Annotated in this window: 24 protein-coding genes; 23 read left to right on the forward strand and 1 reads right to left on the reverse strand. The window is 72.2% G+C overall.

Annotated elements, in window-relative coordinates; translation table 11 throughout:
- The first annotated feature begins 72 nt into the window (after window positions 1-72).
- From pdxS to E0W78_RS05515, 11 genes are all read left to right on the forward strand, one after another.
- Window positions 73-969 (forward strand): pyridoxal 5'-phosphate synthase lyase subunit PdxS, encoded by an 897-nt coding sequence (gene pdxS / locus E0W78_RS05465; protein WP_131402835.1) that lies wholly within the window; start codon window positions 73-75, stop codon window positions 967-969.
- Window positions 966-1,583 (forward strand): pyridoxal 5'-phosphate synthase glutaminase subunit PdxT, encoded by a 618-nt coding sequence (gene pdxT / locus E0W78_RS05470; protein WP_131402836.1) that lies wholly within the window; start codon window positions 966-968, stop codon window positions 1,581-1,583. The genes pdxS and pdxT overlap by 4 nt, the downstream gene beginning before the upstream one ends.
- A gap of 13 nt (window positions 1,584-1,596) precedes the next feature.
- On the forward strand, window positions 1,597-2,355 hold the full coding sequence (locus tag E0W78_RS05475) for a YebC/PmpR family DNA-binding transcriptional regulator (RefSeq protein ID WP_131402837.1): 759 nt from the start codon (window positions 1,597-1,599) through the stop codon (window positions 2,353-2,355).
- A gap of 8 nt (window positions 2,356-2,363) precedes the next feature.
- A complete protein-coding gene (locus tag E0W78_RS05480; protein WP_131402838.1) occupies window positions 2,364-2,777 on the forward strand; it encodes a hypothetical protein in 414 nt (137 codons plus the stop codon).
- A gap of 170 nt (window positions 2,778-2,947) precedes the next feature.
- The gene (gene ruvC / locus E0W78_RS05485) at window positions 2,948-3,490 is read left to right on the forward strand and encodes a crossover junction endodeoxyribonuclease RuvC (protein ID WP_131402839.1); all 543 of its coding nucleotides are present in this window, start codon (window positions 2,948-2,950) and stop codon (window positions 3,488-3,490) included.
- Window positions 3,487-4,089, forward strand: a complete 603-nt coding sequence (gene ruvA, locus E0W78_RS05490; RefSeq protein WP_131402840.1) for a Holliday junction branch migration protein RuvA — start codon at window positions 3,487-3,489, stop codon at window positions 4,087-4,089. The genes ruvC and ruvA overlap by 4 nt, the downstream gene beginning before the upstream one ends.
- Window positions 4,090-4,112: 23 nt before the next feature.
- Window positions 4,113-5,135 carry a Holliday junction branch migration DNA helicase RuvB gene (gene ruvB, locus E0W78_RS05495; RefSeq protein WP_131402930.1) on the forward strand — a complete coding sequence of 341 codons (1,023 nt, stop codon included), beginning with the start codon at window positions 4,113-4,115 and terminating at the stop codon, window positions 5,133-5,135.
- Between the two features lie 78 nt (window positions 5,136-5,213).
- A complete protein-coding gene (yajC, locus tag E0W78_RS05500) occupies window positions 5,214-5,516 on the forward strand; it encodes a preprotein translocase subunit YajC (protein ID WP_131402841.1) in 303 nt (100 codons plus the stop codon).
- Between the two features lie 30 nt (window positions 5,517-5,546).
- Entirely contained in the window at window positions 5,547-5,984 is a 438-nt protein-coding gene (locus tag E0W78_RS05505; RefSeq protein WP_131402842.1) for a hypothetical protein, read from the forward strand.
- 1 nt (window position 5,985) lies between these two features.
- A complete protein-coding gene (locus E0W78_RS05510) occupies window positions 5,986-6,525 on the forward strand; it encodes an adenine phosphoribosyltransferase (protein ID WP_131402843.1) in 540 nt (179 codons plus the stop codon).
- Between the two features lie 162 nt (window positions 6,526-6,687).
- A complete protein-coding gene (locus tag E0W78_RS05515) occupies window positions 6,688-8,982 on the forward strand; it encodes a bifunctional (p)ppGpp synthetase/guanosine-3',5'-bis(diphosphate) 3'-pyrophosphohydrolase (protein ID WP_242686241.1) in 2,295 nt (764 codons plus the stop codon).
- A gap of 110 nt (window positions 8,983-9,092) precedes the next feature.
- On the opposite strand, the gene E0W78_RS05520 is transcribed toward E0W78_RS05515, so the two are convergent.
- On the reverse strand, window positions 9,093-10,355 hold the full coding sequence (locus tag E0W78_RS05520; RefSeq protein ID WP_131402845.1) for a DUF349 domain-containing protein: 1,263 nt from the start codon (window positions 10,353-10,355) through the stop codon (window positions 9,093-9,095).
- A 63-nt stretch (window positions 10,356-10,418) separates the two neighbouring features.
- Between E0W78_RS05520 and E0W78_RS05525 the strand changes: the two genes are divergently transcribed.
- From E0W78_RS05525 to E0W78_RS05580, 12 genes are all read left to right on the forward strand, one after another.
- A complete protein-coding gene (locus tag E0W78_RS05525) occupies window positions 10,419-11,111 on the forward strand; it encodes an MBL fold metallo-hydrolase (protein WP_131402846.1) in 693 nt (230 codons plus the stop codon).
- Window positions 11,111-12,454 carry a histidine--tRNA ligase gene (gene hisS, locus E0W78_RS05530; protein ID WP_131402847.1) on the forward strand — a complete coding sequence of 448 codons (1,344 nt, stop codon included), beginning with the start codon at window positions 11,111-11,113 and terminating at the stop codon, window positions 12,452-12,454. The genes E0W78_RS05525 and hisS overlap by 1 nt, the downstream gene beginning before the upstream one ends.
- Window positions 12,451-14,235, forward strand: a complete 1,785-nt coding sequence (gene aspS, locus E0W78_RS05535) for an aspartate--tRNA ligase (RefSeq protein ID WP_131402848.1) — start codon at window positions 12,451-12,453, stop codon at window positions 14,233-14,235. The genes hisS and aspS overlap by 4 nt, the downstream gene beginning before the upstream one ends.
- A gap of 22 nt (window positions 14,236-14,257) precedes the next feature.
- Window positions 14,258-15,637 (forward strand): replication-associated recombination protein A, encoded by a 1,380-nt coding sequence (locus E0W78_RS05540; RefSeq protein WP_207392643.1) that lies wholly within the window; start codon window positions 14,258-14,260, stop codon window positions 15,635-15,637.
- A gap of 62 nt (window positions 15,638-15,699) precedes the next feature.
- Complete coding sequence (locus E0W78_RS05545; RefSeq protein WP_131402849.1) at window positions 15,700-16,818, forward strand: hypothetical protein; 1,119 nt, start codon at window positions 15,700-15,702, stop codon at window positions 16,816-16,818.
- A gap of 51 nt (window positions 16,819-16,869) precedes the next feature.
- The gene (locus tag E0W78_RS05550; RefSeq protein WP_131402850.1) at window positions 16,870-17,430 is read left to right on the forward strand and encodes a hypothetical protein; all 561 of its coding nucleotides are present in this window, start codon (window positions 16,870-16,872) and stop codon (window positions 17,428-17,430) included.
- Window positions 17,427-17,696: a DUF6167 family protein gene (locus E0W78_RS05555; protein ID WP_131402851.1), complete on the forward strand. Its 270-nt coding sequence runs from the start codon at window positions 17,427-17,429 to the stop codon at window positions 17,694-17,696. Before E0W78_RS05550 ends, E0W78_RS05555 begins: the two co-directional genes overlap by 4 nt.
- On the forward strand, window positions 17,696-20,347 hold the full coding sequence (alaS, locus tag E0W78_RS05560) for an alanine--tRNA ligase (protein WP_131402852.1): 2,652 nt from the start codon (window positions 17,696-17,698) through the stop codon (window positions 20,345-20,347). Before E0W78_RS05555 ends, alaS begins: the two co-directional genes overlap by 1 nt.
- Before the next feature lie 2 nt (window positions 20,348-20,349).
- Complete coding sequence (ruvX, locus tag E0W78_RS05565) at window positions 20,350-20,811, forward strand: Holliday junction resolvase RuvX (protein WP_131402853.1); 462 nt, start codon at window positions 20,350-20,352, stop codon at window positions 20,809-20,811.
- 6 nt (window positions 20,812-20,817) lie between these two features.
- The gene (gene mltG / locus E0W78_RS05570; protein ID WP_131402854.1) at window positions 20,818-21,963 is read left to right on the forward strand and encodes an endolytic transglycosylase MltG; all 1,146 of its coding nucleotides are present in this window, start codon (window positions 20,818-20,820) and stop codon (window positions 21,961-21,963) included.
- Window positions 21,963-22,775 (forward strand): shikimate dehydrogenase, encoded by an 813-nt coding sequence (locus E0W78_RS05575; RefSeq protein WP_278249423.1) that lies wholly within the window; start codon window positions 21,963-21,965, stop codon window positions 22,773-22,775. Before mltG ends, E0W78_RS05575 begins: the two co-directional genes overlap by 1 nt.
- A 50-nt stretch (window positions 22,776-22,825) precedes the next feature.
- A complete protein-coding gene (locus E0W78_RS05580; RefSeq protein WP_131402856.1) occupies window positions 22,826-23,497 on the forward strand; it encodes an A24 family peptidase in 672 nt (223 codons plus the stop codon).
- Window positions 23,498-23,530: the final 33 nt, after the last annotated feature.

Genomic DNA, 23,530 nt, shown 5'->3' on the forward strand with positions numbered 1-23,530 from the left:
CGGGACGACGGCGGAGCCGTCGGGCCACGGCGGTAGAGTGGATCCGTTCCGTCCGAGCCTTGGGAGTACGCAGTGAGCAACGAAGAGACCGCCGTCGGGTCGGCGCGCGTCAAGCGCGGCATGGCCGAGATGCTCAAGGGCGGCGTCATCATGGACGTCGTCGACGCCGAGCAGGCGAAGATCGCCGAGGACGCCGGCGCGGTCGCCGTCATGGCGCTCGAGCGCGTCCCGGCCGACATCCGCGCCCAGGGCGGCGTCGCGCGCATGAGCGACCCCGACCTCATCGACGGCATCATCGAGGCCGTCTCGATCCCCGTCATGGCGAAGGCGCGCATCGGCCACTTCGTCGAGGCGCAGGTGCTGCAGAGCCTGGGTGTCGACTACATCGACGAGTCCGAGGTCCTCACCCCGGCCGACTACAGCAACCACATCGACAAGTGGGCGTTCACCGTCCCGTTCGTGTGCGGTGCGACCAACCTGGGCGAGGCCCTGCGCCGCATCACCGAGGGCGCGGCCATGATCCGCTCCAAGGGCGAGGCCGGCACCGGCGACGTCTCGAACGCCACCACGCACATGCGCCAGATCCGCCAGCAGATCCGTCGCCTGCAGAGCCTGCCCGAGGACGAGCTGTTCGTCGCGGCCAAGGAGCTCCAGGCGCCGTACGAGCTGGTCAAGGAGGTCGCTGAGAACGGCAAGCTCCCCGTGGTGCTGTTCACTGCCGGCGGCATCGCCACCCCGGCCGACGCCGCGATGATGATGCAGCTGGGCGCCGAGGGCGTCTTCGTCGGCTCCGGCATCTTCAAGTCCGGCAACCCGGCGCAGCGCGCCGAGGCGATCGTCAAGGCCACGACCTTCCACGACGACCCCGACGTCCTCGCGAAGGTCTCGCGCGGCCTCGGCGAGGCCATGGTCGGCATCAACGTCGAGGACGTCCCCGAGCCGCACCGGCTCGCCGAGCGCGGCTGGTGACGAGCACGACCACCATCGGCGTCCTGGCGCTCCAGGGTGACGTCCGCGAGCACGTGGACGCCCTGGAGCGCCTCGGCGTCCGCTCGATGCGGGTGCGGCGTCCGGCCGAGCTGGCCGAGTGCGACGCGCTCGTGCTGCCCGGCGGCGAGTCCACCACGATGTTCAAGCTGGCCCGCACGTTCGAGCTGTTCGACCCGATCGTCGAGCGGCTGCGCGACGGCATGCCGGCGTTCGGCACGTGCGCGGGCATGATCATGCTCGCCGACCGCGTCGTCGACGGCATCGAGGGCCAGGAGACGTTCGGCGGCCTCGACGTCACGGTCCGGCGCAACGCGTTCGGCCGTCAGGTCGACTCGTTCGAGGGTCCGGTCGACGTCAAGGGCTTCGACACCGCGCTGCGCGGCGTCTTCATCCGGGCCCCCTGGGTGGAGTCGGCCGGCGCCGACGTCGACGTCCTGGCCACGGTCGCCGTGGGTGATCCTGCGCCGGGGGAGTCGGACACTAGAATCGTGGCGGTTCGGCAGGGCTCGCTCGTGGCCACGTCGTTCCACCCCGAGGTCGGGCACGACGACCGGATGCACCGGTACTTCGTCGACCTCGTCACCACGTCGTAGGGAAGGACAGCGCATGTCAGGCCACTCCAAGTGGGCGACGACCAAGCACAAGAAGGCCGCGATCGACGCCAAGCGCGGCAAGATGTTCGCGAAGCTGATCAAGAACATCGAGGTCGCGGCGCGGACGGGTGGACCCGATCCCACGGGCAACCCGACCCTGTACGACGCCATCCAGAAGGCGAAGAAGTCGTCGGTCCCCAACGACAACATCGACCGTGCGGTCAAGCGCGGCGGCGGCCTCGACGGCGCCGGCGTCGACTACACGACGATCATGTACGAGGGCTACGGCCCCGCGGGCGTCGCGCTGCTCGTCGAGTGCCTCACCGACAACAAGAACCGCGCCGCCATGGAGGTCCGCACCGCCATGACCCGCAACGGCGGCACCATGGCCGACCCCGGCTCGGTCTCGTACCTGTTCACCCGTAAGGGCGTCATCATCGTCGACGCCGAGCAGGAGTCGGGCCGCACGAACGAGGACGACATCCTCATGGCCGTGCTCGACGCCGGTGCCGAGGAGGTCAACGACCTGGGCGACTCCTTCGAGGTGATCTGCGAGGCGACCGACCTGGTCGCGGTGCGCACCGCGCTGCAGGACGCCGGCCTCGACTACGAGTCGGCCGACGCCTCGTTCGTCCCCTCGGTGCAGGTCGAGGTCGACGTCGAGGGCGCCACGAAGGTGCTCAAGCTGGTCGACGCCCTCGAGGACTGCGACGACGTCCAGAACGTCTACGCCAACTTCGACGCCTCCGACGAGGTCATGGCCCAGGTCTGACCCACCCGGTGGAGCTGACCTCACCCGACGGCAGCCAGTGGCGCGTGACGCGCCGCTGGCTGCCGTGGCGTCTGCGCCGGCGCGATCCGGAGGTCGCGGGCGACGTGGCCCTGGACGCGACGAGCGCCGCCGACGGCATCCTCCTGGCCGCCGGACTCTTCCTGCTCGTCCTCGTCGTGACCGTGGCGCTGCCGTGGGTCCTGGTCGGCGCCGTCGTGGCGATCGAGCTCATGCTGCTGCTCGTGCTGCTGCCGCTGGCGATGCTGCTGCGCGTGCTCAAGGTGTCCGGGTGGCCGATCGAGGTCCGGCACGAGGGCCGCGTCGTCCACGCCGAGAGCGTCCACGGCTGGGACGCCTCGGCGTCGCGCATGCGCGCGTTCGGCGACGCGATCGAGCGTGGCGAGTCTCCCGGACGCGCCTGAGTGTCTTCCGCTCGCGCTGAGCGTGACGTTCTGCACGCATCCACCAGCGTGTCGCGGACAGAACGTCACGCCCAGCGAGGACTGGACGGGCTGACGCCCCGGCGAGTCTGCGCGAGCGCGTCCGACGGCTCGGTTAAGGTGTCGAACATGCGTTCGCAGAGGTGGTCGTCGTGAGGGTGCTCGGTGTCGACCCCGGTCTCACCCGGTGCGGCGTCGGCGTCGTCGACGGCTCGGTCGGCCGTCCGCTGACGATGGTCCACGTCGGCGTCGTGCGCACCCCCGCCGAGCTCGACGTCGCCCGGCGTCTGGTCCAGCTCGAGCAGGGCCTGGACGCCGCGATCGCCGAGCACCGCCCCGACGTCGTCGCGGTCGAGCGGGTCTTCAGCCAGAACAACGTCAGCACCGTCATGGGCACCGCCCAGGCCAGCGCCATCGCGATGGTCTGCGCCGCCCGCCGCGGCATCCCGGTGCACCTGCACACGCCCAGCGAGGTCAAGGCCGCGGTCACCGGCAGCGGCCGGGCCGACAAGGCGCAGGTCACCGCCATGGTCACCCGCCTCCTGCGCCTCGACGCCGCGCCGAAGCCGGCCGACGCCGCGGACGCCCTCGCGCTGGCCATCTGCCACGTGTGGCGCGGTGGCGCGGGCGACCGCCTGGCCGCCGCGGTGGCCAAGTCGCGCGCGACCGGCGGCACCGTCCGGGTGGCGCGATGATCGCGCACCTGCGGGGCACGGTCGCCGCCCTCACGCTCGACTCGGCCGTGCTCGACGTCGCCGGCGTCGGCTACCTCGTGCGCTGCACGCCGGCCACCGTCTCGTCCCTGCGGCTGAACCAGGAGGCGCAGCTGGCCACGTCGATGGTCGTCCGCGAGGACTCCATGACGCTGTACGGCTTCGGCGAGCGCGACGAGCGCGACATGTTCGAGCTGCTGCAGACCGCCAGCGGCGTCGGCCCGAAGGTCGCCCAGGCCATGCTCGCCGTGCTGGAGCCCGAGCGGCTGCGCGCGGCCATCTCCGGCGGCGACCTCGCCGCGCTGACGTCCGTGCCCGGCATCGGCCGCAAGGGCGCCGAGCGCATCGTCCTCGAGCTCCGCGACAAGGTCGGCAAGCCCGGCACCGCGCCCGTCGGCGCGGGCAGCGGTGGCGGCGAGTCCTGGCGCGACCAGGTCCAGGAGGCCCTGCTCGGTCTCGGCTGGTCGGCCAAGGACGCCGACAAGGCGGTCGAGAAGGTCGCCGCCGACCTCGAGCCCGGCGCCGACGAGTCCGTCTCCACCCTGCTGCGCCTGGCGCTGCGCAGCCTGTCGAAGGCCTGACCGTGCACGACGACCACGACGCCATGACCGCCGACGCGACCTCCGAGGAGCGCGCCTTCGAGGCGGCCCTGCGGCCGCGCAGCCTCGAGGAGCTGGTCGGCCAGGACCGCGTGCGCGAGCAGCTCTCTCTCGTCCTGGACGCCGCCGTCGCCCGCGGGCGCACCCCCGACCACGTCCTGCTCTCGGGTCCGCCCGGCCTGGGCAAGACGACGCTGTCGATGATCATCGCCCAGCGGCTCAACGCGCCGCTGCGCATCACCAGCGGTCCGGCCATCCAGCACGCCGGCGACCTCGCGGCCATCCTGTCGGGCGTCAACGAGGGCGACGTCGTGTTCATCGACGAGATCCACCGCATGTCGCGGCCCGCCGAGGAGCTGCTCTACATGGCGATGGAGGACTTCCGGGTCGACGTCATCGTCGGCAAGGGCCCGGGTGCCACCGCCATCCCGCTGGAGATCCCGCCGTTCACCGTCGTCGGCGCCACGACGCGGGCGGGTCTGCTGCCCGGTCCGCTGCGCGACCGCTTCGGCTTCACCGCGAACCTCGACTACTACGGCGTCGACGAGCTGCACCAGATCGTCGACCGGTCCGCCCGCCTGCTCGACCTGCAGGTGACGCCCGAGGGCGGCCGTGAGATCGCGTCCCGCTCGCGTGGCACGCCGCGCATCGCGAACCGGCTGCTGCGCCGCGTGCGCGACTACGCCGAGGTCCGGGGCAAGGGCGTCGTCGACGTCAAGGCGGCCCGCGACGCGCTCGAGCTGTACGAGGTGGACGCGCTCGGCCTCGACCGGCTCGACCGCGGCGTGCTCACTGCGTTGTGCGGCAGCTTCGGCGGCGGACCGGTCGGTGTCTCGACGCTCGCGGTCGCCGTGGGGGAGGAGCGCGAGACGGTCGAGGAGATCGCCGAGCCGTTCCTGGTCCGGCTGGGCTTCCTCGCGCGGACGCCCCGAGGACGTGTCGCCACGCCCGCGGCCTGGCAGCACCTCGGGCTGCAGCCGCCGCGCGGCAGCGAGCAGCTGACCCTGGGCGACGCCGCCGACGACTGACGGGGCCCAGGGGGACGGCCGGTATCGTGGACCCCAGCCGGCCCGCACGGTCCGGCGTCCCCGCGTCCTGGAGTTGCTGTGGAGTTCCTGCCCCTCGTCCTGCTCGTCCTCGTCTTCTGGCTGCTCGTGCTGCGTCCGTCGCGCAAGCGCCAGCAGGAGGCGCAGCGCACCCAGGCGGCGCTGGAGCCGGGCGCGAAGATCATGCTGACCAGCGGCCTGTTCGGGACGGTCGTCCGCCTGGACGACTCCACCCTGCAGCTCGAGCTCGCACCCGGTACGGTCGTCGAGGTCCACCGCCAGGCGATCGCCCGCGTCGTCACCGACGAGCCGGCGCCGACGGAGACCAGCACGGAACTCCCCGCCACCGACGACGAGCGCTGAGCGAGTCGGCCGACCGAAGGAACCCCCCGGATGAAGACTCTCAAGACCGCTGCCGCCGTCCTGCTCGCCTCGGTCGTCCTGACCGCCTGCGGTGGCAGCGACACCGGCGCGTACTGCGACCGGCTCGAGAAGGCTGAGGACGACTTCAGCTCGCTGGGCCAGGACGGCAACATGTCCGACGCGTTCGACACCTTCCGCGAGCTGCGCGACGAGGCGCCCGACGCGGTCAAGGACGACTGGAAGACCCTCGCCGGCGCGATCGACGACATGGAGAAGGCCTACGAGGACGCCGGCATCGACCTGGACGAGGTCGACCAGCTCGACGCCTCCAAGCTCTCGCAGGACCAGATCAAGAAGCTCACCGAGGCCACGAGCAAGCTGAGCAGCGAGGACTACACGGAGGCGAGCAACAACATCTCCGAGCACGCCAAGTCCGAGTGCGACATCGACCTGGGTGCGTCGAGCTGACGTGACCGACCTGCAGGAGCTGCTGGACCGTCACGTCCGGCTCGTGGCCGACTGGCCCGAGCCGGGCGTGACGTTCCGCGACATCACCCCGCTGCTCGCCCACGCCGAGGCGTTCGCCGCGACGATCTCCGCCCTCGGCGCCCGCGCGCTCGACCTGGCCGGCGGCCAGGTCGACGTGATCGTGGGCATGGAGGCGCGCGGATTCATCCTCGGCGGCGCCCTCGCCCGTGAGCTCGACGCCGGGTTCGTCCCGGTGCGCAAGGCCGGCAAGCTGCCCGGCCCGACGTATGCCGTCGACTACGCGCTGGAGTACGGCACCGCCACGCTCGAGATGCACCAGGACGCCGTGGCGCCCGGTCAGCGCGCCGTCCTCGTCGACGACGTCCTCGCCACGGGCGGCACGATGGCCGCCGCCGACGACCTCGTCCGCCGCGGCGGCGGTGTCGTCGCCGGGCACCTGGTGCTCATCGAGCTCGCCGCCCTGGGCGGACGTTCCGCGCTCGGCGACTCCGTGCCGTACGCGGCCCTGGCCACCTACTGAGGAGCACCCGTGCTGAGTCCCCGACACATCCGCATCGTCGCGCTCGTGCTCGTCGCGGCGCTCGTGCTGTCCGGTGCCGCGACGCTGATCGGGACGTGGTGACCACGCCGCCGGGCGTCCGCCCCTAGACTGGCTCCAGGAGGCACACCCGTGGCTGAACGCGTGGAACCGAACGTCAAGGCGTCCGAGCAGTCGGCGCCCACGTCGGCGCGCGTCCGCTCGCGCCTGGCCCGCATCGGCTCGCGCTCGAGCTCGGCCAACCCGGTGCTCGACCCGCTGCTGCGCATCTACCGCGGCACCCATCCCAAGGGCGACGTCGCCGCCATCCAGAAGGCGTACGACGTCGCGGAGCGGATGCACGAGGGTCAGACCCGCAAGAGCGGCGACCCCTACATCACGCACCCGCTCGCCGTGACCACGATCCTGGCCGAGCTGGGCATGACCGCGCCGACGCTGTGCGCGGCGCTGCTGCACGACACGGTCGAGGACACCCCGTACTCGCTGGACGACGTCCGCAAGGACTTCGGCGACGAGGTGGCGCACCTGGTCGACGGCGTCACCAAGCTAGACAAGGTGAAGTTCGGCGACACCGCGCAGGCCGAGACCATCCGCAAGATGGTCGTCGCGATGAGCAAGGACATCCGCGTCCTGGTCATCAAGCTCGCCGACCGCCTGCACAACATGCGCACCCTGCGCTACCTGCGCCAGGACAAGCAGGAGCGCATCGCCCGCGAGACGATCGACATCTTTGCGCCGCTGGCCCACCGGCTCGGCATGAACACGATCAAGTGGGAGCTCGAGGACCTCTCCTTCTCCACGCTGCACCCCAAGGTGTACGACGAGATCGTGCGGCTGGTCGCCGACCGCGCACCGTCGCGCGAGAAGTTCCTCGAGAAGGTCATCGCCGACGTCGAGAACGACCTGCGCCACGCCAAGATCAAGGCGAAGGTCACCGGCCGGCCCAAGCACTACTACTCGATCTACCAGAAGATGCTGGTGCGCGGCCGCGAGTTCTCCGACATCTTCGACCTGGTCGGCGTGCGCATCCTGGTCGACGACGTGGCCGACTGCTACGGCGTCCTGGGCGTCCTGCACGCGCGCTGGAACCCGATCCCGGGACGCTTCAAGGACTACATCAGCGTCCCGAAGTTCAACATGTACCAGTCGCTGCACACCACGGTTATCGGCCCGCAGGGCAAGTCCGTCGAGCTGCAGATCCGCACCTACTCCATGCACCGCCGCGCCGAGTACGGCGTCGCGGCGCACTGGAAGTACAAGGAGGACGCGGTCGCCGCGGCCAACGGCGGCAAGGTGACCCCGCCCTCGACCGAGGACATGGCCTGGCTGCGCGAGCTGCTCGACTGGCAGTCCGAGACCGAGGACCCGGGCGACTTCCTGGACTCGCTGCGCTTCGAGATGCAGAAGGCCGGCGTGTACGTCTACACGCCGCGCGGCGACCTCATCCAGCTCCCCGCCGGCGCGACCCCGGTCGACTTCGCCTACGCCGTCCACACCGAGGTCGGCCACGCCACGGTCGGCGCCCGGGTCAACGGCCGGCTGGTGTCGCTCGAGTCGCGGCTGGAGAGCGGCGACGTCGTCGAGATCTTCACCTCCAAGTCGCCCAACGCCGGTCCGTCGCGCGACTGGCTCGACTTCGCGGTCAGCCCGCGGGCCAAGAACAAGATCCGCCAGTGGTTCACCAAGGAGCGCCGCGAGGAGTCGATCGAGGCCGGCAAGGCCTCGATCATCAAGCTCATGCGCAAGGAGGGCCTGCCCCTCCAGCGCCTGCTCAAGCACGAGACGCTGGACGCGGTCGCACGCGAGCTGAACCTGCCCGACGTCTCGTCGCTCTACGCTGCCGTCGGCGAGGGCAACGTCGGCGCGCAGAACGTGGTCGACCACGTCCTCGCGCTGCTGGGCGGACGCGAGGCGGCCGAGGAGGACCTCGCCGAGGCCACCCCGATGCCGGGACCCAGCGACCGCCGTCACCGGGCCGACCGGCACGGCGACGCGGGTGTCGTCGTCTCCGACGTGGCGGGCGACGTCATGGTCAAGCTCGCCCGGTGCTGCACCCCGGTGCCCGGCGACCCGATCGTCGGCTTCGTCACCCGCGGGTCGGGCGTCTCGGTGCACCGCGACGACTGCGTGAACCTCAAGAGCTTGGAGTCCCAGCCCGAGCGCATCGTCGGCGTCAGCTGGGCGCCCACGGCGACCAGCACCTTCCTGGTGTCGGTGCAGGTCGAGGCCCTCGACCGTCCGCGCCTGCTCAGCGACATCACGCGCATCCTGTCCGACCAGCACGTCGACATCATGTCGGCGTCGATCTCGACCGGACGCGACCGCGTCGCCCGCGCGAAGTTCACCTTCGAGATGGGCGACCCGAAGCACCTGGGCCACGTGCTGTCGGCGGTGCGCAACGTCGAGGGCGTCTTCGACGTCTACCGCCTCACCCAGTAGCCCTCACCACCGCCGACCTCCGGCGAGATGTGGGACGAAAAGAACCACGATCCTCAGGATCGTGGTTCTTTTCGTCCCAGTTCGCGGCGGAGCCGCGGGGCGGTGAGTTGCTAGGAGAAGTCGGCGGCCGCGCGGCGGGCCATGTCCAGGAAGGACTGGCGCGAGGCGAGGTTCTGCTCCAGCTCGGCGACCTTGCGGGCGTCGCCGGACGCCTTGGCCTGCTCGAGCTGGGCGGAGATCTCGGCGATCGCCCGCTCCAGCTTGCCGATCATGTCGTCGGCACGTGCCGACTTCTCCGGGTCGGTGCGGTTCCACTGCTCCTCGCCGGCGGCACGGACGGCCTGCTCCACCTTGCGGATGCGGCCCTCCAGCTCCTTGATGCGGGCGCGCGGGACCTTGCCGGCCGCCTCCCAGCGGTCGGCGATGTCGTGCCAGGCACGGCGGGCGGCGTCCGGGTCGGTGATGGGCAGCAGCGCCTCGGCCTCGACCAGGATCTGCTCCTTGACCTCGGCGTTGACCGCGAACTCGGCGTCGAGCGCGGCGTTGGCCTCGTCACGGGCCTGGAAGAACGCGTCCTGCGCGCCACGGAACTTGCGCCACAGCTTCTCGTCGACGTTGCGCGGCGCGGGGCCGGCCGCCTTCCACTGCTGCATCAGGTCGCGGTACTGGCCGGCGGTGCGTCCCCAGTCGGTGGACGAGGACAGCGCCTCGGCCTCGGTGACCAGGCGCTCCTTGATCTTCTGCGCGGCGTCGCGCTGCTGGGCCTGCTCGCCGAAGTGGGCCTTGCGGCGGCGGGTGTAGGTGGTGCGGGCGGACGAGAAACGGTGCCACAGCTCGTCGTCGGTCTTCTTGTCGACGCGGGGGAGCGCCTTCCACTCCTCGAGCAGCTCGCGCATGCGGTCGGCGCCGCGGCGCCACTCGTCGGAGCCGGCGATGCGCTCGGCCTCCTCGCTGATGCGCGTCTTCTCGGTGACCGCGAGCTGGGCCTTGGCCGCCTTCTGCGCGCGGCGCTCCTCGCGCTGCTTCTCCAGCAGCGGGGCGAGCGCGTCGAGCCGGGTGCGCAGGCTCTCGACGTCGCCGATGACCTGGGCCTCGGCCACCTGGCCGCGGACCTTCTCGATCGCCTTGCCGGCGTCGTCGGGGGAGAGGGCACCGCCGGCGAGACGCTTCTCGAGCAGCTCCACTTCGATCTCCAGGCCGGCGAAGCGGCGCTCGTACATCGCCAGGCCCTCGGCCGCGTCGCCACCGAGCCACTGCCCGATGACCCGCTCACCCTCGGCCGTCCTGAGATAGACGGTGCCGTCCGCGTCGATGCGTCCCCAGGGCTCGGGGGCTGCCGTGGTGCCGGGCTCGTCGTTGGCCGCTGCATTCATGGGCGACAGTCTAGGGTGCGAGGCATTCGCGGCGCGCCAGCACGCTCGCGTACGCTGTCCCGCGTGCTCGTCGCCTCCTTCCCTGCCGGTCCGCTGCAGGCGAACTGCTACCTCGTCGCCCGTGACCGCGGGGCCGGGTGCGTCGTCGTCGACCCCGGTCAGGACGCCCTCGAGGGCGTCCGTGCCGCGGCCGCCGAGCACGACCTGACGCCCGCCGCGGTGCTGGTCACCCACGGGCACTTCGACCACATGTGGGACGCGCACGCCGTGGCCGCGGAGCACGGCTGCCCGGTCTGGATCCACCCGGCCGACCGGCACCTGCTGACCCAGCCGATGGCCGCGATCTCGAACGAGTCCGCCGCCATGCTGCGCGCGCAGCTGGGCCTGGACGGCGACGTCGAGCTGCCCGAGCCGGCCGACGTGCGCGACGCCGTCGACGGCGCGCGCATCGAGGTCGACGGGCTGACGCTCACCGTCACCCACGTGCCCGGCCACACGCCCGGCACCGTCGTCTACACGACCGACTACCCCGACCGCGACGACGTCTCGGCGCTCATGTTCAGCGGCGACTTCCTGTTCGCCGGGTCGATCGGCCGCACCGACCTCACCGGGGGAGACCACGCCCAGATGATCCAGAGCCTCACCGACGCCGTCGTGCCGCAGCGCGACGACGTCGTCGTGCTGCCCGGCCACGGTCCTCAGACGTCCGTCGGCCAGGAGCGCGCCACCAACCCCTTCCTGGCGGAGCTCCTCTGATGGCCAAGCCCACGCCGCTCAGCGGCTTCCCCGAGTACCTGCCCGCCGACCGCTTCCTGGAGCTGTCGGTCGTCGACCACCTGCGCCGCACGTTCGAGCTGCACGGCTTCGCCAACCTCGAGACGCGTGCCGTCGAGCCCATGGACCAGCTGCTGCGCAAGGGCGAGATCGACAAGGAGGTCTACGTCCTGCGCCGGCTGCACGCCGAGGAGGGCGAGGACGCCGGCCTGGGTCTGCACTTCGACCTGACGGTTCCGTTCGCGCGCTACGTCCTGGAGAACCAGGGCAAGCTCGAGTTCCCGTTCCGCCGCTACCAGATCCAGAAGGTGTGGCGCGGCGAGCGGCCGCAGCAGGGCCGGTACCGCGAGTTCACCCAGGCCGACATCGACATCGTCGGACGCGACGTGCTGCCGTTCCACTTCGACGTCGAGGTCGCGCGAGTCATGGCCGAGGCGCTGTCCGGCCTCCCCGTGCCGCCGATGACGCTCCAGGTCAGCAACCGCCGCCTGCTCGAGGGCTTCTACCGCGGCCTCGGCCTCACCGACCCCGCCGCGGTCATGCGCGTCGTCGACAAGCTCGACAAGCTGCCCCGTGAGGGCATCGTCGAGCTCCTCCTGAAGGAGGGCCTGGACGACGACCAGGCCGCGAAGTGCCTGGACCTGGCCCAGATCTGCACCACCGACACGTCCTTCGTCGAGCAGGTGCGGGCGCTCGGCGTCGAGCACGAGCTCCTCGACCAGGGCCTGGCCGAGCTGGCCCAGGTCATCGAGGGCGCCGCCGGCGTTCCCGGCACCGTCACGGTCACCGCCGACCTGCGCATCGCGCGCGGCCTGGACTACTACACCGGCACCGTGTTCGAGACCCGCATGAGCGGCTACGACCACCTCGGCTCGATCTGCTCGGGCGGACGCTACGACCAGCTGGCCAGCGACGGGCGCAGCACGTACCCGGGCGTGGGCATCTCGCTGGGCGTCTCGCGCCTGCTCGGGCCGCTGGTCGCCGACGGCTACACCGCCGACCGCTCGGTGCCCTCGGCGGTGCTCGTCGCGCTGTTCGACGAGGACCGCCGGGCCGAGAGCAGCGCCGTGGCCACCGCCCTGCGCGCCCGCGGCATCGCCTGCGAGGTCGCGCCCAACGCGGCCAAGCTCGGCAAGCAGATCCGTCACGCCGAGCGGCGCGGCATCCCGTACGTCTGGTTCCCGCCCGCCGACGACCGGGGCCACTCGGTCAAGGACATCCGCAGCGGCGACCAGGTCGACGCCGACCCGCAGTCCTGGACGCCCCCCGCCGCCGACCTGGCACCCCGCATCGTCACCCCCGACTCGAAGGAGACCACCTCGTGATCCGCACCCACTCCGCCGGAAGCCTGACCGCCGCGAACGTCGGCGAGCAGGTCACGCTCGCCGGATGGGTCGCGCGTCGCCGAGACCACGGCGGTGTCGCCTTCATCGACCTGCGCGACGCCAGCGGCGTCTCGCAGGTGGTCGTCCGCGAGGACGTGGCCCACCAGCTGCGCGCCGAGTTCTGCCTCAAGATCACCGGCACGGTCGAGCGCCGCCCCGAGGGCAACGAGAACAGCGCCATCGCGACCGGTGAGATCGAGGTCATCGCCGACGACGTCGAGATCCTGTCGACGTCCGCGCCGCTGCCGTTCCCGATCGACGACGCCACCAACGCCGGTGCCGTCGGCGAGGAGGCGCGCCTCAAGTACCGCTACCTCGACCTGCGCCGCAGCGGCCCCGCCGCCGCGCTGCGCCTGCGCAGCAAGGTGAGCGCCGCCGCGCGCGAGGTGCTCGGCCGCCACGACTTCGTCGAGGTCGAGACGCCCACGCTGACCCGTTCGACGCCCGAGGGCGCCCGGGACTTCGTCGTCCCGGCCCGCCTCCACCCGGGCAGCTGGTACGCCCTGCCGCAGAGCCCGCAGCTGTTCAAGCAGCTGCTCATGGTCGGCGGTCTCGAGCGCTACTACCAGATCGCGCGCTGCTACCGCGACGAGGACTTCCGCGCCGACCGCCAGCCGGAGTTCACCCAGCTCGACATCGAGATGAGCTTCGTCGACCAGGACGACGTCATGGCCCTGGCCGAGGAGGTCTACGCCGAGATCTGGCGGCTCATCGACGTCGAGCTGCCGCGTCCGTTCCAGCGCATCACGTACGCCGACGCCATGAACAAGTACGGCTCGGACAAGCCCGACCTGCGCTTCGGCAACGAGCTGACCGACTGCACCGCGTACTTCAAGGACACCACCTTCCGCGTCTTCCAGGCGCCGTACGTCGGCGCCGTCGTCATGCCCGGCGGGGCCTCGCAGGCCCGTCGCCAGCTCGACGGCTGGCAGGAGTGGGCCAAGCAGCGCGGCGCCAAGGGCCTGGCCTACGTGCTCGTCCAGGAGGACGGCACGCTCGGCGGCCCGGTGGCCAAGAACCTCACCGACGCCGAGCGCGAGGGCCTGGCCGCCCACGTCGGCGCGAAGCCCGGCGACTGCGTCTTCTTCGGCGCGGGCGCCCCCAAGAGCACCCGCATGCTGCTCGGTGCCGCGCGCCTGGAGATCGGCCGCCGCTGCGAGCTGATCGACGAGTCGGCGTGGTCGTTCGCGTGGGTCGTCGACTGGCCCATGTTCGAGCCGGTCAACGAGCTCGAGGCCGGCGACGTCGCGGTCGGCGGCGGCGAGTGGACGGCCGTCCACCACGCCTTCACCGCCCCGCAGGACGCGGCGACGCTCGCCGAGCCCGGCACGTCCCTGGCCCAGGCCTACGACCTGGTGTGCAACGGCAACGAGGTCGGCGGCGGCTCCATCCGTATCCACCGCCAGGACGTGCAGAAGCAGGTCTTCGCGATCATGGGCATCGACGAGGCCGAGGCCGAGGACAAGTTCGGCTTCCTGCTCGACGCGTTCCAGTTCGGCGCCCCGCCGCACGGTGGCATCGCCTTCGGCTGGGACCGCACGGTCGCGCTGTTGACCGGCGCGGACTCGATCCGCGAGGTCATCGCCTTCCCCAAGAGCGGTGGCGGCTACGACCCGCTGACGGCGGCGCCGGCGCCGATCACGGCCGAGCAGCGCAAGGAGGCCGGCGTCGACGCGAAGCCGAAGTCCGACGAGGCGACGGCGAAGGACGAGCAGGCCTGACCCGCCTCGGTAGGCTCGTCCGGTGACGTCCGACGGCCTGTTCGACCTCCCCGACTCCGCCCCCGAGCTGCCCCGGCAGCCGGGGAGCGGCAGCCTGGCCGGCAACGAGCACGCGTCCGCCCCGCTCGCGGTGCGGATGCGTCCGCGCTCGCTCGACGAGCTGGTCGGTCAGCAGCACCTGCTGGAGCCCGGCTCGCCGCTGCGCCAGGTGATCGACGGCGACAAGCCGCTGACGATCCTGCTGTGGGGCCCGCCCGGCACGGGCAAGACGACCCTCGCCTCGCTCATCAGCCGGCACACGAACCGGCGCTTCGTCGAGGTGTCCGCGGTGTCGGCCGGCGTCAAGGAGGTCCGCGACGTCATCGCCGGCGCCCGCCGCGCGCTGGCCGGCAGCGGCGTCGAGACGGTGCTGTTCGTCGACGAGGTCCACCGCTTCAGCAAGGCCCAGCAGGACGCGCTGCTGCCCGGCGTGGAGAACCGCTGGGTCTCGCTCGTGGCGGCCACCACCGAGAACCCGCACTTCAGCGTCATCTCGCCGCTGCTGAGCCGCTCGCTGCTGCTGACGCTGCAGAGCCTCACCGACGACGACATCGGCGTCCTGGTCGACCGGGCGGTCACCGACGAGCGCGGACTGGCCGGCGCGGTGACGCTGAGCGACGAGGCGCGCGACCACCTGGTGCGGCTGGCCGGGGGAGACGGACGCCGGGCGCTGACCTACCTGGAGGCCGCCGCCGGCGCCGCCCAGGCGCGCGACCACGCCGAGGTCACCGTCGAGGACGCCGCGCTCGCGGTCGACAAGGCGGCCGTGCGCTACGACCGCCAGGGCGACCAGCACTACGACGTCACCAGTGCGTTCATCAAGTCCATCCGCGGCTCCGACGTCGACGCGGCGCTGCACTACCTCGCCCGGATGATCGAGGCGGGGGAGGACCCGCGGTTCATCGCCCGGCGGCTCATGATCCACGCCAGCGAGGACATCGGCATGGCCGACCCCACCGCGCTGCCGCTGGCCACCGCCACGGCCCAGGCGGTGGCAATGATCGGCTTCCCCGAGGCGCGCATCCCGCTGGCCCAGGCGGTCATCCACCTGGCCGCCGCGCCGAAGTCCAACTCGGTCATCACGGCGATCGACGCCGCGCTGTCGGACGTCCGCGCGGGCAAGGTCGGGCCCGTGCCGCCCGCGCTGCGCGACGCGCACTACGCCGGGGCCAAGAAGCTCGGGCACGGGCACGACTACCGGTACCCGCACGCCGACCCGCGGGGCGTCGTGGAGCAGCAGTACGCCCCCGACGACGTCGACGGCACTGAGTACTACACGCCGGGCCCGCACGGGTTCGAGGCGCGGGTCGCCGAGCGGCTCCAGGCGGTGCGCGCCGTGCTGCGCGACCGCCGTCCGCGCTGATTCTGCGATCCGGGTCACCCGCGGTTACGGTTTCTTCCGTGTCCTGCTCAAGGGGGAAACCAGTGCACCGTCGAATCCTGCCGTTCCTTGCGTCCTCGGCGCTCGTCGCCGGGGCCTTCGTGGCCGTCGCCGACGCGCCGGCCACGGCCGCCGGCTCGGCCACCGTGACCATGAACTCCGGCACCGAGACGCGCTTCGTGCGCGGTGAGAACGTCTGGCTGCGCGGCAAGGGATCGGCGCGCAAGACCGTCAAGATCTACCGCTACAACAGCAAGAACCGACCCGTGCAGATCGGCACGACCCGCACGTCGAGCAGCGGCAGCTACAGCTTCATGATGCGACCGACCGGCACCGCCAAGTACCGCGTGAAGGTCGGCAGCACCCGCACGCGCACCATCCGGCTCTCCGCCGTCGGCTCGCACTCGATCGGCCAGCGCCAGGCGTCGCTGCGGTTCATCCTGGGCTCGGCCACGTCCGGCACGCAGGGCACCGGCGGCGTGCGCTGGCGCACGTACAAGAAGGGCATGCTCGTCCAGAACGGCAGCCGTACCTGGGTGATCCGCGGACGCGCGGCCACCGAGTACCGCCGCCACGGCGGCCCCGCCGGCCGCATGGGCGCCCCCGTGGGCGACGCCCGCTGCGGCCTGGCCGAGGGCGCGTGCCTGCAGAAGTTCCGCAAGGGCGCCATCTACACGAACTCCAAGGCGAAGGACAAGACCGTCGCCGTCGCGACCAGCAGCGCGAACCGGTCGGCGATCGCCGCCGTCGCGCTGTCGCAGGTCGGCTACAAGGAGCCCGGCTACCGCAAGAGCAAGTACAACCGCTGGATGGGCCGCACCGACGCCGGTGCCGCCTGGTGCGCGTACTTCACCGCCTGGGTCAGCTACGCCGCCGGCGAGGGCGACGCGATCGTCCGCAAGAACTCGATCGCCAAGACCGTCGCCGCCGAGCGCAAGCGCGGACGCACGACGTCCAAGCCGGCGATCGGCCGCGTCGCCTACGTCGCGCCGGGCGGCGGCAACCCGCACCACGCGGGCATCGTCGTCGACTACAACGCGAGCTACGTCTGGCTGGCCGAGGGCAACGTCGACACCCGTGGCGGCATCGGCAAGCCGCGTGGCGTGCACAAGATCAAGCGCCCGCGCGGTCACGTGAAGTTCTACGCGAACCCGAAGTTCTGAGCCGACCCGTCCGCTCGTCGGCCGCGGACGCCGACCGGTAACCTCGTGACCATGCCCGACGACGTCCTGCTGGTGTGCGCGGCCGCGCTCGCGGTCGTCGCGCTGGTGGCGTCCGCCGCGGCGCTGGTGGCCGCCCGCCGCCTGCGCCGGGCGACCGAGGAGCTCCGGGCGGCGACCGAGCAGGCCCGCACGGCCCCGGCCGCCGCGCCCGTCCAGCCCGTCGCCGCGCCGCCCGCCCCCGAGCGGCGCGACGCCGCGGTCGTGGCGCTGCCGGCCGACGACGAGGTGGTCGACGCCGAGATCGTCGAGACCGACCTCGAGCCCGACGTGCACGTCGTCGACGGCCGCGTCGTCGTCCGGCCCAGCGACCAGCAGGTCGTCGCCGCGACCCTCGGACGTCCGCTCGTGCGGCTGTCCGTCGTCGGCGCCGGGCTGGCGCACGCGCTGCGGCCCGAGAGCCGCGACCGCATCTCCGGCCTGGTCCGGCGCGACTTCCGTCGCCGTCGTCGCGCCCGCGCCCGCGCCGCCCGCCGGGCCGCGCGCACCACCCACGTCCCGCCCGCCGACCCGCCCACCTGGATCGGCGGCAACCCCGGCGGAGGAGCCCCGTGAACGCCCGTCTGCTGACCTTCGTGGCCGGCGGCCTCGCTGGGGCCTACGCCTCGGTCAAGGCCCGGCGCGCCGCCTACCGGCTGAGCGTCCCCGGCCTGGCCGACCAGGCCGGCGCGCTGGCCACCGGGCTGCAGGCCTTCGCCGCCGAGGTGCGCGAGGGCATGGACGCCCGCGAGGCGCAGATCGCCCGCGACCTCGACATCCCCCTGGAGCTGCTGCCCGGACGGCAGGCTCCGCCCCCAGCGATCGAGAAGGACACACTCTGATGGAGACCGCGGAGATCCGCCGCCGATTCCTCGCCCACTTCGAGAAGGCGGGGCACACGGTCGTCCCGTCGGCGCCGCTGCTCCTCGACGACCCCACGCTGCTGTTCGTCAACGCCGGCATGGTGCCGTTCAAGCCGTACTTCCTGGGCCAGGAGACGCCGCCGTACGCGACCGCCACGAGCGTCCAGAAGTGCGTGCGCACCCTCGACATCGAGGAGGTCGGCAAGACCACGCGCCACGGCACCTTCTTCCAGATGTGCGGCAACTTCTCCTTCGGCGACTACTTCAAGGAAGGCGCCATCCGCTTCGCCTGGAGCCTGATCACCGGCTCGGTCGAGGACGGCGGGCTCGGCTTCGACCCGGAGAAGATCTGGGTCACGGTGCTGCCCAGCGACGACGAGGCGCGCCAGATCTGGAAGGACGTCGCCGGCCTGCCCGACGAGCGCATCCAGGAGCGCGGCCTCAAGGACAACTACTGGAACATGGGCGTGCCCGGTCCCGGTGGCCCGTGCAGCGAAATCTATGTCGACCGGGGCCCCGAGTACGGACCGGACGGCGGCCCGAACGCCGACGAGGACCGCTTCCTGGAGATCTGGAACCTGGTCTTCATGCAGGAGTCGCTCAGCGCCGTCCGCTCCAAGGACGACTTCGACGTCGAGGGTCCGCTGCCGGCCAAGAACATCGACACCGGCATGGGCCTGGAGCGCGTCGCCTACCTGCTCCAGGGCAAGGAGAACCTCTACGAGATCGACGAGGTCTTCCCGGTCATCGAGCGCGCGGCCGAGCTGACCGGCAAGGCGTACGGCGCCGACGCCGAGGACGACGTCCGCTTCCGCGTCGTCGCCGACCACGTCCGCTCCGGCCTCATGCTCATGGGCGACGGCGTCACCCCCGGCAACGAGGCGCGCGGGTACGTGCTGCGCCGCCTGCTGCGCCGCGCCGTCCGCTCGATGCGCCTGCTCGGCTACGAGGGCCCGGCGCTGCCCGAGCTGCTGCCGGTGAGCATGGAGCGCATGAAGGCGTCCTACCCCGAGCTGGAGAGCGACTTCGCGCGCATCAGCCAGGTCGCGTACGCCGAGGAGGACGCGTTCCGCCGCACGCTGGCCAAGGGCACGCAGATCTTCGACCAGGCGGCCGACGAGACGAAGCGCTCCGGCGCCTCGGTGCTGGCCAGCGAGCAGGCGTTCGCGCTGCACGACACCTACGGCTTCCCGATCGACCTGACCCTCGAGATGGCCGCCGAGCAGGGCCTGAGCGTCGACGAGCAGGGCTTCCGCTCGCTCATGGCCGAGCAGAAGGCGCGGGCCAAGGCCGACGCGAAGGCCAAGAAGGGCCAGCACGCCGACACGACGGTCTACCGCGAGACGCTCGACGCGTCCGGCCCGACCGACTGGCTGGCGTACACCGCGCTGACGACCGAGTCGCTGGTCGTCGCCGTGCTGTCCGAGGGCCGCAGCGGCTCGGTGCTCGGCGCCGGCCAGGTCGGCGAGGTCGTGCTCGACCGCACCCCGTTCTACGCCGAGTCCGGTGGCCAGAACGCCGACGCCGGCCACCTGGTCTGGGACGGCGGCCGCGCCGAGGTGCTCGACGTGCAGCGTCCGATCAAGGGCCTGGTCGTGCACCAGGTGCGCGTCCTGGAGGGCGAGCTCGTCCAGGACACCGGCGTCGAGGCGTCCGTCGATCCGGACTGGCGCCTGGGCGCCTGCCAGGCGCACTCGGGCACGCACGTCGTGCACGCCGCCCTGCGCGAGGTGCTCGGTCCGACCGCGCTGCAGTCCGGCTCGTACAACCGCCCCGGCTACCTGCGGCTCGACTTCGGCTGGAACGGCGCGCTGTCGTCCGACCAGGTGCAGCACGTCGAGCACGTCGCCAACCGCGCGCTGCGCCAGGACCTGGCCGTGTCCGCGCAGGTGATGAGCCTGCCCGAGGCACGTGAGTGGGGCGCGCTCGCCCTGTTCGGCGAGACGTACGGCGAGGACGTCCGCGTCGTGGAGATCGGCGGCCCGTGGTCGCGCGAGCTCTGCGGCGGCACGCACGTCGCCCGCTCGTCGCAGATCGGCACCGTCGTGCTGACCGGCGAGTCGTCGGTCGGCTCCGGCAACCGCCGCGTCGAGGCGCTCGTCGGCCTGGAGGGCTTCGAGTACCTCGCCCGTGAGCGCGACATCGTCCGCCAGCTGACCGACCTGCTGAAGGTGCGTTCCGACGACGTCACCGGCCGGGTCGGCGACCTGGTCGAGCGCCTGCGCACCGTTGAGAAGGAGGCCGAGAAGATCAAGGCCGCCCAGGTGCTCGGTGCGGCCGGCGACCTCGCGTCCGGCGCCAAGGACGTCGGCGGCGTCGCGTACGTCGGCCACCACGCCGAGGGCCTGTCCGGCGGCGACGTGCGCAGCCTCGCGCTCGACGTGCGCGGCCGCATCCAGGACCGTCCGGCCGTCGTGGTCGTCGTCGGCACCGACGCCGGCAAGGCGTCCGCGGTCGTGGCGCTCAACGACGCCGCGCAGCAGCGCGGCCTGAGCGCCGGCGAGCTGATCAAGGTCGTCGGGTCGCACATCGACGGACGCGGTGGCGGCAAGGCCGACGTCGCGCAGGGCGGCGGCACCAACGTCGCGGGCGTGCCGGACGCGCTGGCCGCCGTCGAGGCCGCGCTCTGAGCATGCGTCGCGGTCGTCGGCTCGGCATCGACGTGGGCGACGCCCGCATCGGCGTCGCCACGTGCGACCCGGACGGCCTGATCGCCACGCCGGTCGAGACCGTGCCGGCGGGCCGTGACGCGGTCGCGCGCCTCGCGGCGCTGGCCGCCGAGCACGACGTCGTGGAGTGCGTGGTCGGCCTGCCGCTGAGCCTGTCGGGGGCCGAGGGCCCGGCCGCGGCGAAGGTGCGCGCCTTCGCCGCGGAGCTCCGCGACGCCGTCGCGCCGGTGGGCATCCGCCTGTTCGACGAGCGCATGACTACGATGACCGCTGACGCGATGCTGCGTCAGGCCGGACGGACCGGACGCGGCAAGGCGAGCCGCGGCAAGCGCCAGGTCATCGACCAGGCGGCCGCTACCGTGATCCTCCAGACGGCACTCGACACCGAGCGGAGCCGGGGCAGTGCGCCCGGCGAGACCTTGTGAGGACGCATGACTGACGACGGGCTCGGAATCTTCGGCGACCCGGAGAAGGAACCGGATCGGCCGACGGGCCCGGGGCGACGCCGTGCGCCGAAGAAGCAGCGCAACGTCAAGCCGCTGCGCTGGGTGATCGTGCTCGCGGTCGTCGGTGCGCTCGTGTTCGGCAGCGTCTGGGCCTGGAAGAAGGCCGACAGCTTCCTCAACGGACCCGAGGACTACACCGGCCAGGGCAGTGGCGAGGTCGTCGTGGAGGTGAAGTCGGGCGACACCGGCTCCGACGTCGCGACCACGCTGTTCGACGCCGGCGTCGTCAAGAGCCGCGAGGCGTTCTACCAGCTCTCGATCAGCGACGACCGCGGGTCGCAGCTGCAGCCGGGCTTCTACCAGCTCCGCAAGCAGATGTCGGCCGAGTGGGCGCTCAAGGAGCTCGTCGACCCCAAGAACCGGGTCGAGGGCAAGGTCACGATCCCCGAGGGTGCTCGCGTGGGCCAGATCGTCGAGGCGATCGCCAAGAACACCGAGATCGCGCAGGAGGACCTCGAGGCCGCCCTCGAGGACCCCGACACGATCGGCCTGCCCGACGAGGCGAACGGCAACCCCGAGGGCTGGCTCTACCCGGCGACGTACACCGTCCCGCCGGGCACGTCCGCCACCGACCTGCTGGGCCAGATGGTCAAGAAGACGATCGCCGTCGAGGAGGACCTCGACATCGACACGCGGGCGAAGGAGCTGGGCTTCTCCAAGGAGGAGATCCTCATCATCGCCAGCATCCTGGAGTACGAGGTCAACCGCGACGAGGACTTCGGCAAGGCCGCCCGGGTCATCTACAACCGGCTCGAGCAGGACATGCCGTTGCAGATGGACTCCACGGTCGCGTACGTCAGCGGCCGCGAGGGCGACGTGTTCACCACCGCCGAGGAGCGCGACTCGGACTCCGAGTACAACACCTACAAGTTCCCGGGGCTGCCGCCCGGACCGATCGGCTCGCCGGGCGAGGCGACGATCGAGGCCGCGCTGAACCCGACGCCGGGCGACTGGGTCTACTTCGTGGCCGACCCCGAGAACGGCGGCACGGTGTTCACCGAGACCTACGCCGAGCACCTGCGCGAGGTCGACCGGCTGCAGCAGTTCTGCCGCGAGAGCGACAAGTGCTGATGACAGCTCGTTGCGCGGTTCTCGGCTCGCCCGTGGCGCACTCGCTGTCGCCGGTCATGCACCGGCGGGCGTACGCCGACCTCGGCCTGGACTGGACGTACGAGTCCCACGACGTCGACGAGGCCGCCCTGCCGGGGTTCCTGGCCGGGCTGGACGAGTCGTGGCGCGGACTGTCGTGCACCATGCCGCTGAAGCAGGCGGCCCTGGACCTGGCTGACGAGGTCGACCCGTTCGCCCGGGTCGTCGGCGTGGCCAACACGCTGGTGCGCACCGAGCGCGGCGGCTGGCGGGCGCACAACACCGACACGACCGGCGCGGTGGCCGCGCTGGACGAGCAGGGCGTCGGCACGGTGAGCTCGGCCCGGGTGCTGGGTGGCGGCGCCACCGCGCGCTCGCTGCTGCACGGGCTGCTCGTCCGCGGCCTGGAGCACGTCGAGCTCGTGGTGCGTGACAAGGCGCGCGTCGCCTCGCTCGCCGAGCAGGTGCGCGGCGAGCGCATCGAGGTCGTGGTGCGTGAGTTCGACGCCCCCTTCCTGGACAAGGTCGACCTGCTGGTCTCGACCGTGCCGTCGGACGTCGTCCGGCACGACGCGCACGACCTGGTCGACGCCTCCCGCGCCGTCTTCGACGTCCTGTACGACCCCTGGCCCACCGCGCTGGCGGCGACCGCCACGGTGCACGGCGTCCCGCTCGTCACCGGGCTGGACCTGCTGGCCCACCAGGCCGCGGGCCAGGTCGAGCTGATGACCGGATCGACCGTGCCCGCCGCGCGGCTGCGCGAGGCGGCCGTCGCCGAGCTCGAGGCCCGCTGAGCCTGGGGACGCGGCGCCCGGCACCCGCGCCGCGCGGCTAGGGTGCCAGCGTGCTCGTCGTCCTCGCCTGCCTCGTCGCCGCCGTCCTCGGCTGGTCCGCCCCGCGCGTCCTGGCCCGCGTGCCCGAGCCGGACGACGCCCCCGACGCCAAGCCCACGTACGCCGCCCTGGCCGCGGCGCCCCGGCTCGAGCTGCTGCTGGCCGTCGCGTCGGCCGTGCTCACCGGCGTCGTCGGCCTCGTCGTCGAGCCGGACGCCGTGCTGGTCGTCTGGACGCTGCTCGTCCCGGCCGGTCTGCTGCTCGCCTACGTGGACGCCCGCACCCGGCTGCTGCCCAAGCGGCTCGTGCTGCCGCTCAACGTCGCGGTGCTCGGCCTCGTGGTCGTGGCCGCCGCCCTCGAGCACGACCTCGACCTGCTGTGGCGGGCGCTGGCCGGGGGAGCGGGCCTGTTCGTGCTGTTCGCCGCGTTCTGGTTCGTGGCCCCGCGCGGCCTCGGCTACGGCGACGTGCGCCTGTCGCCCGCGCTGGGACTGACGCTGGCGGCGTCGGGCTGGATGGAGCTGTTCGTCGGGGTGTACGCCGGGTTCGTCCTGGCCGCGGTGCTCGGGCTGGTGCTCGGCCGCCTGGGCCGCATCGATCCCAAGCAGTTCGCGTTCGGTCCGTACCTCGTCGCGGGCGCCTTCGTCGGCGTCCTGTGGCAGCCGCTCGTCCTGGGCGGCTGACCGGTCCTCGGGCGGGGGCACGGGGCGCCGAGG

Source organism: Aeromicrobium sp. IC_218 (genome assembly GCF_004336805.1).
Classification (GTDB): domain Bacteria; phylum Actinomycetota; class Actinomycetes; order Propionibacteriales; family Nocardioidaceae; genus Aeromicrobium.

Coding starts and splice junctions, on each gene's coding strand:
- ruvA (WP_131402840.1), top strand. CDS start 3,487: ATGATCGCGCACCTGCGGGGCACGGTCGCCGCCCTCACGCTCGACTCG.
- E0W78_RS05575 (WP_278249423.1), top strand. CDS start 21,963: ATGACAGCTCGTTGCGCGGTTCTCGGCTCGCCCGTGGCGCACTCGCTG.
- E0W78_RS05550 (WP_131402850.1), top strand. CDS start 16,870: ATGCCCGACGACGTCCTGCTGGTGTGCGCGGCCGCGCTCGCGGTCGTC.
- E0W78_RS05520 (WP_131402845.1), bottom strand. CDS start 10,355: ATGAATGCAGCGGCCAACGACGAGCCCGGCACCACGGCAGCCCCCGAG.
- E0W78_RS05475 (WP_131402837.1), top strand. CDS start 1,597: ATGTCAGGCCACTCCAAGTGGGCGACGACCAAGCACAAGAAGGCCGCG.
- alaS (WP_131402852.1), top strand. CDS start 17,696: ATGGAGACCGCGGAGATCCGCCGCCGATTCCTCGCCCACTTCGAGAAG.
- mltG (WP_131402854.1), top strand. CDS start 20,818: ATGACTGACGACGGGCTCGGAATCTTCGGCGACCCGGAGAAGGAACCG.
- ruvX (WP_131402853.1), top strand. CDS start 20,350: ATGCGTCGCGGTCGTCGGCTCGGCATCGACGTGGGCGACGCCCGCATC.
- hisS (WP_131402847.1), top strand. CDS start 11,111: ATGGCCAAGCCCACGCCGCTCAGCGGCTTCCCCGAGTACCTGCCCGCC.
- ruvB (WP_131402930.1), top strand. CDS start 4,113: ATGACCGCCGACGCGACCTCCGAGGAGCGCGCCTTCGAGGCGGCCCTG.
- E0W78_RS05505 (WP_131402842.1), top strand. CDS start 5,547: ATGAAGACTCTCAAGACCGCTGCCGCCGTCCTGCTCGCCTCGGTCGTC.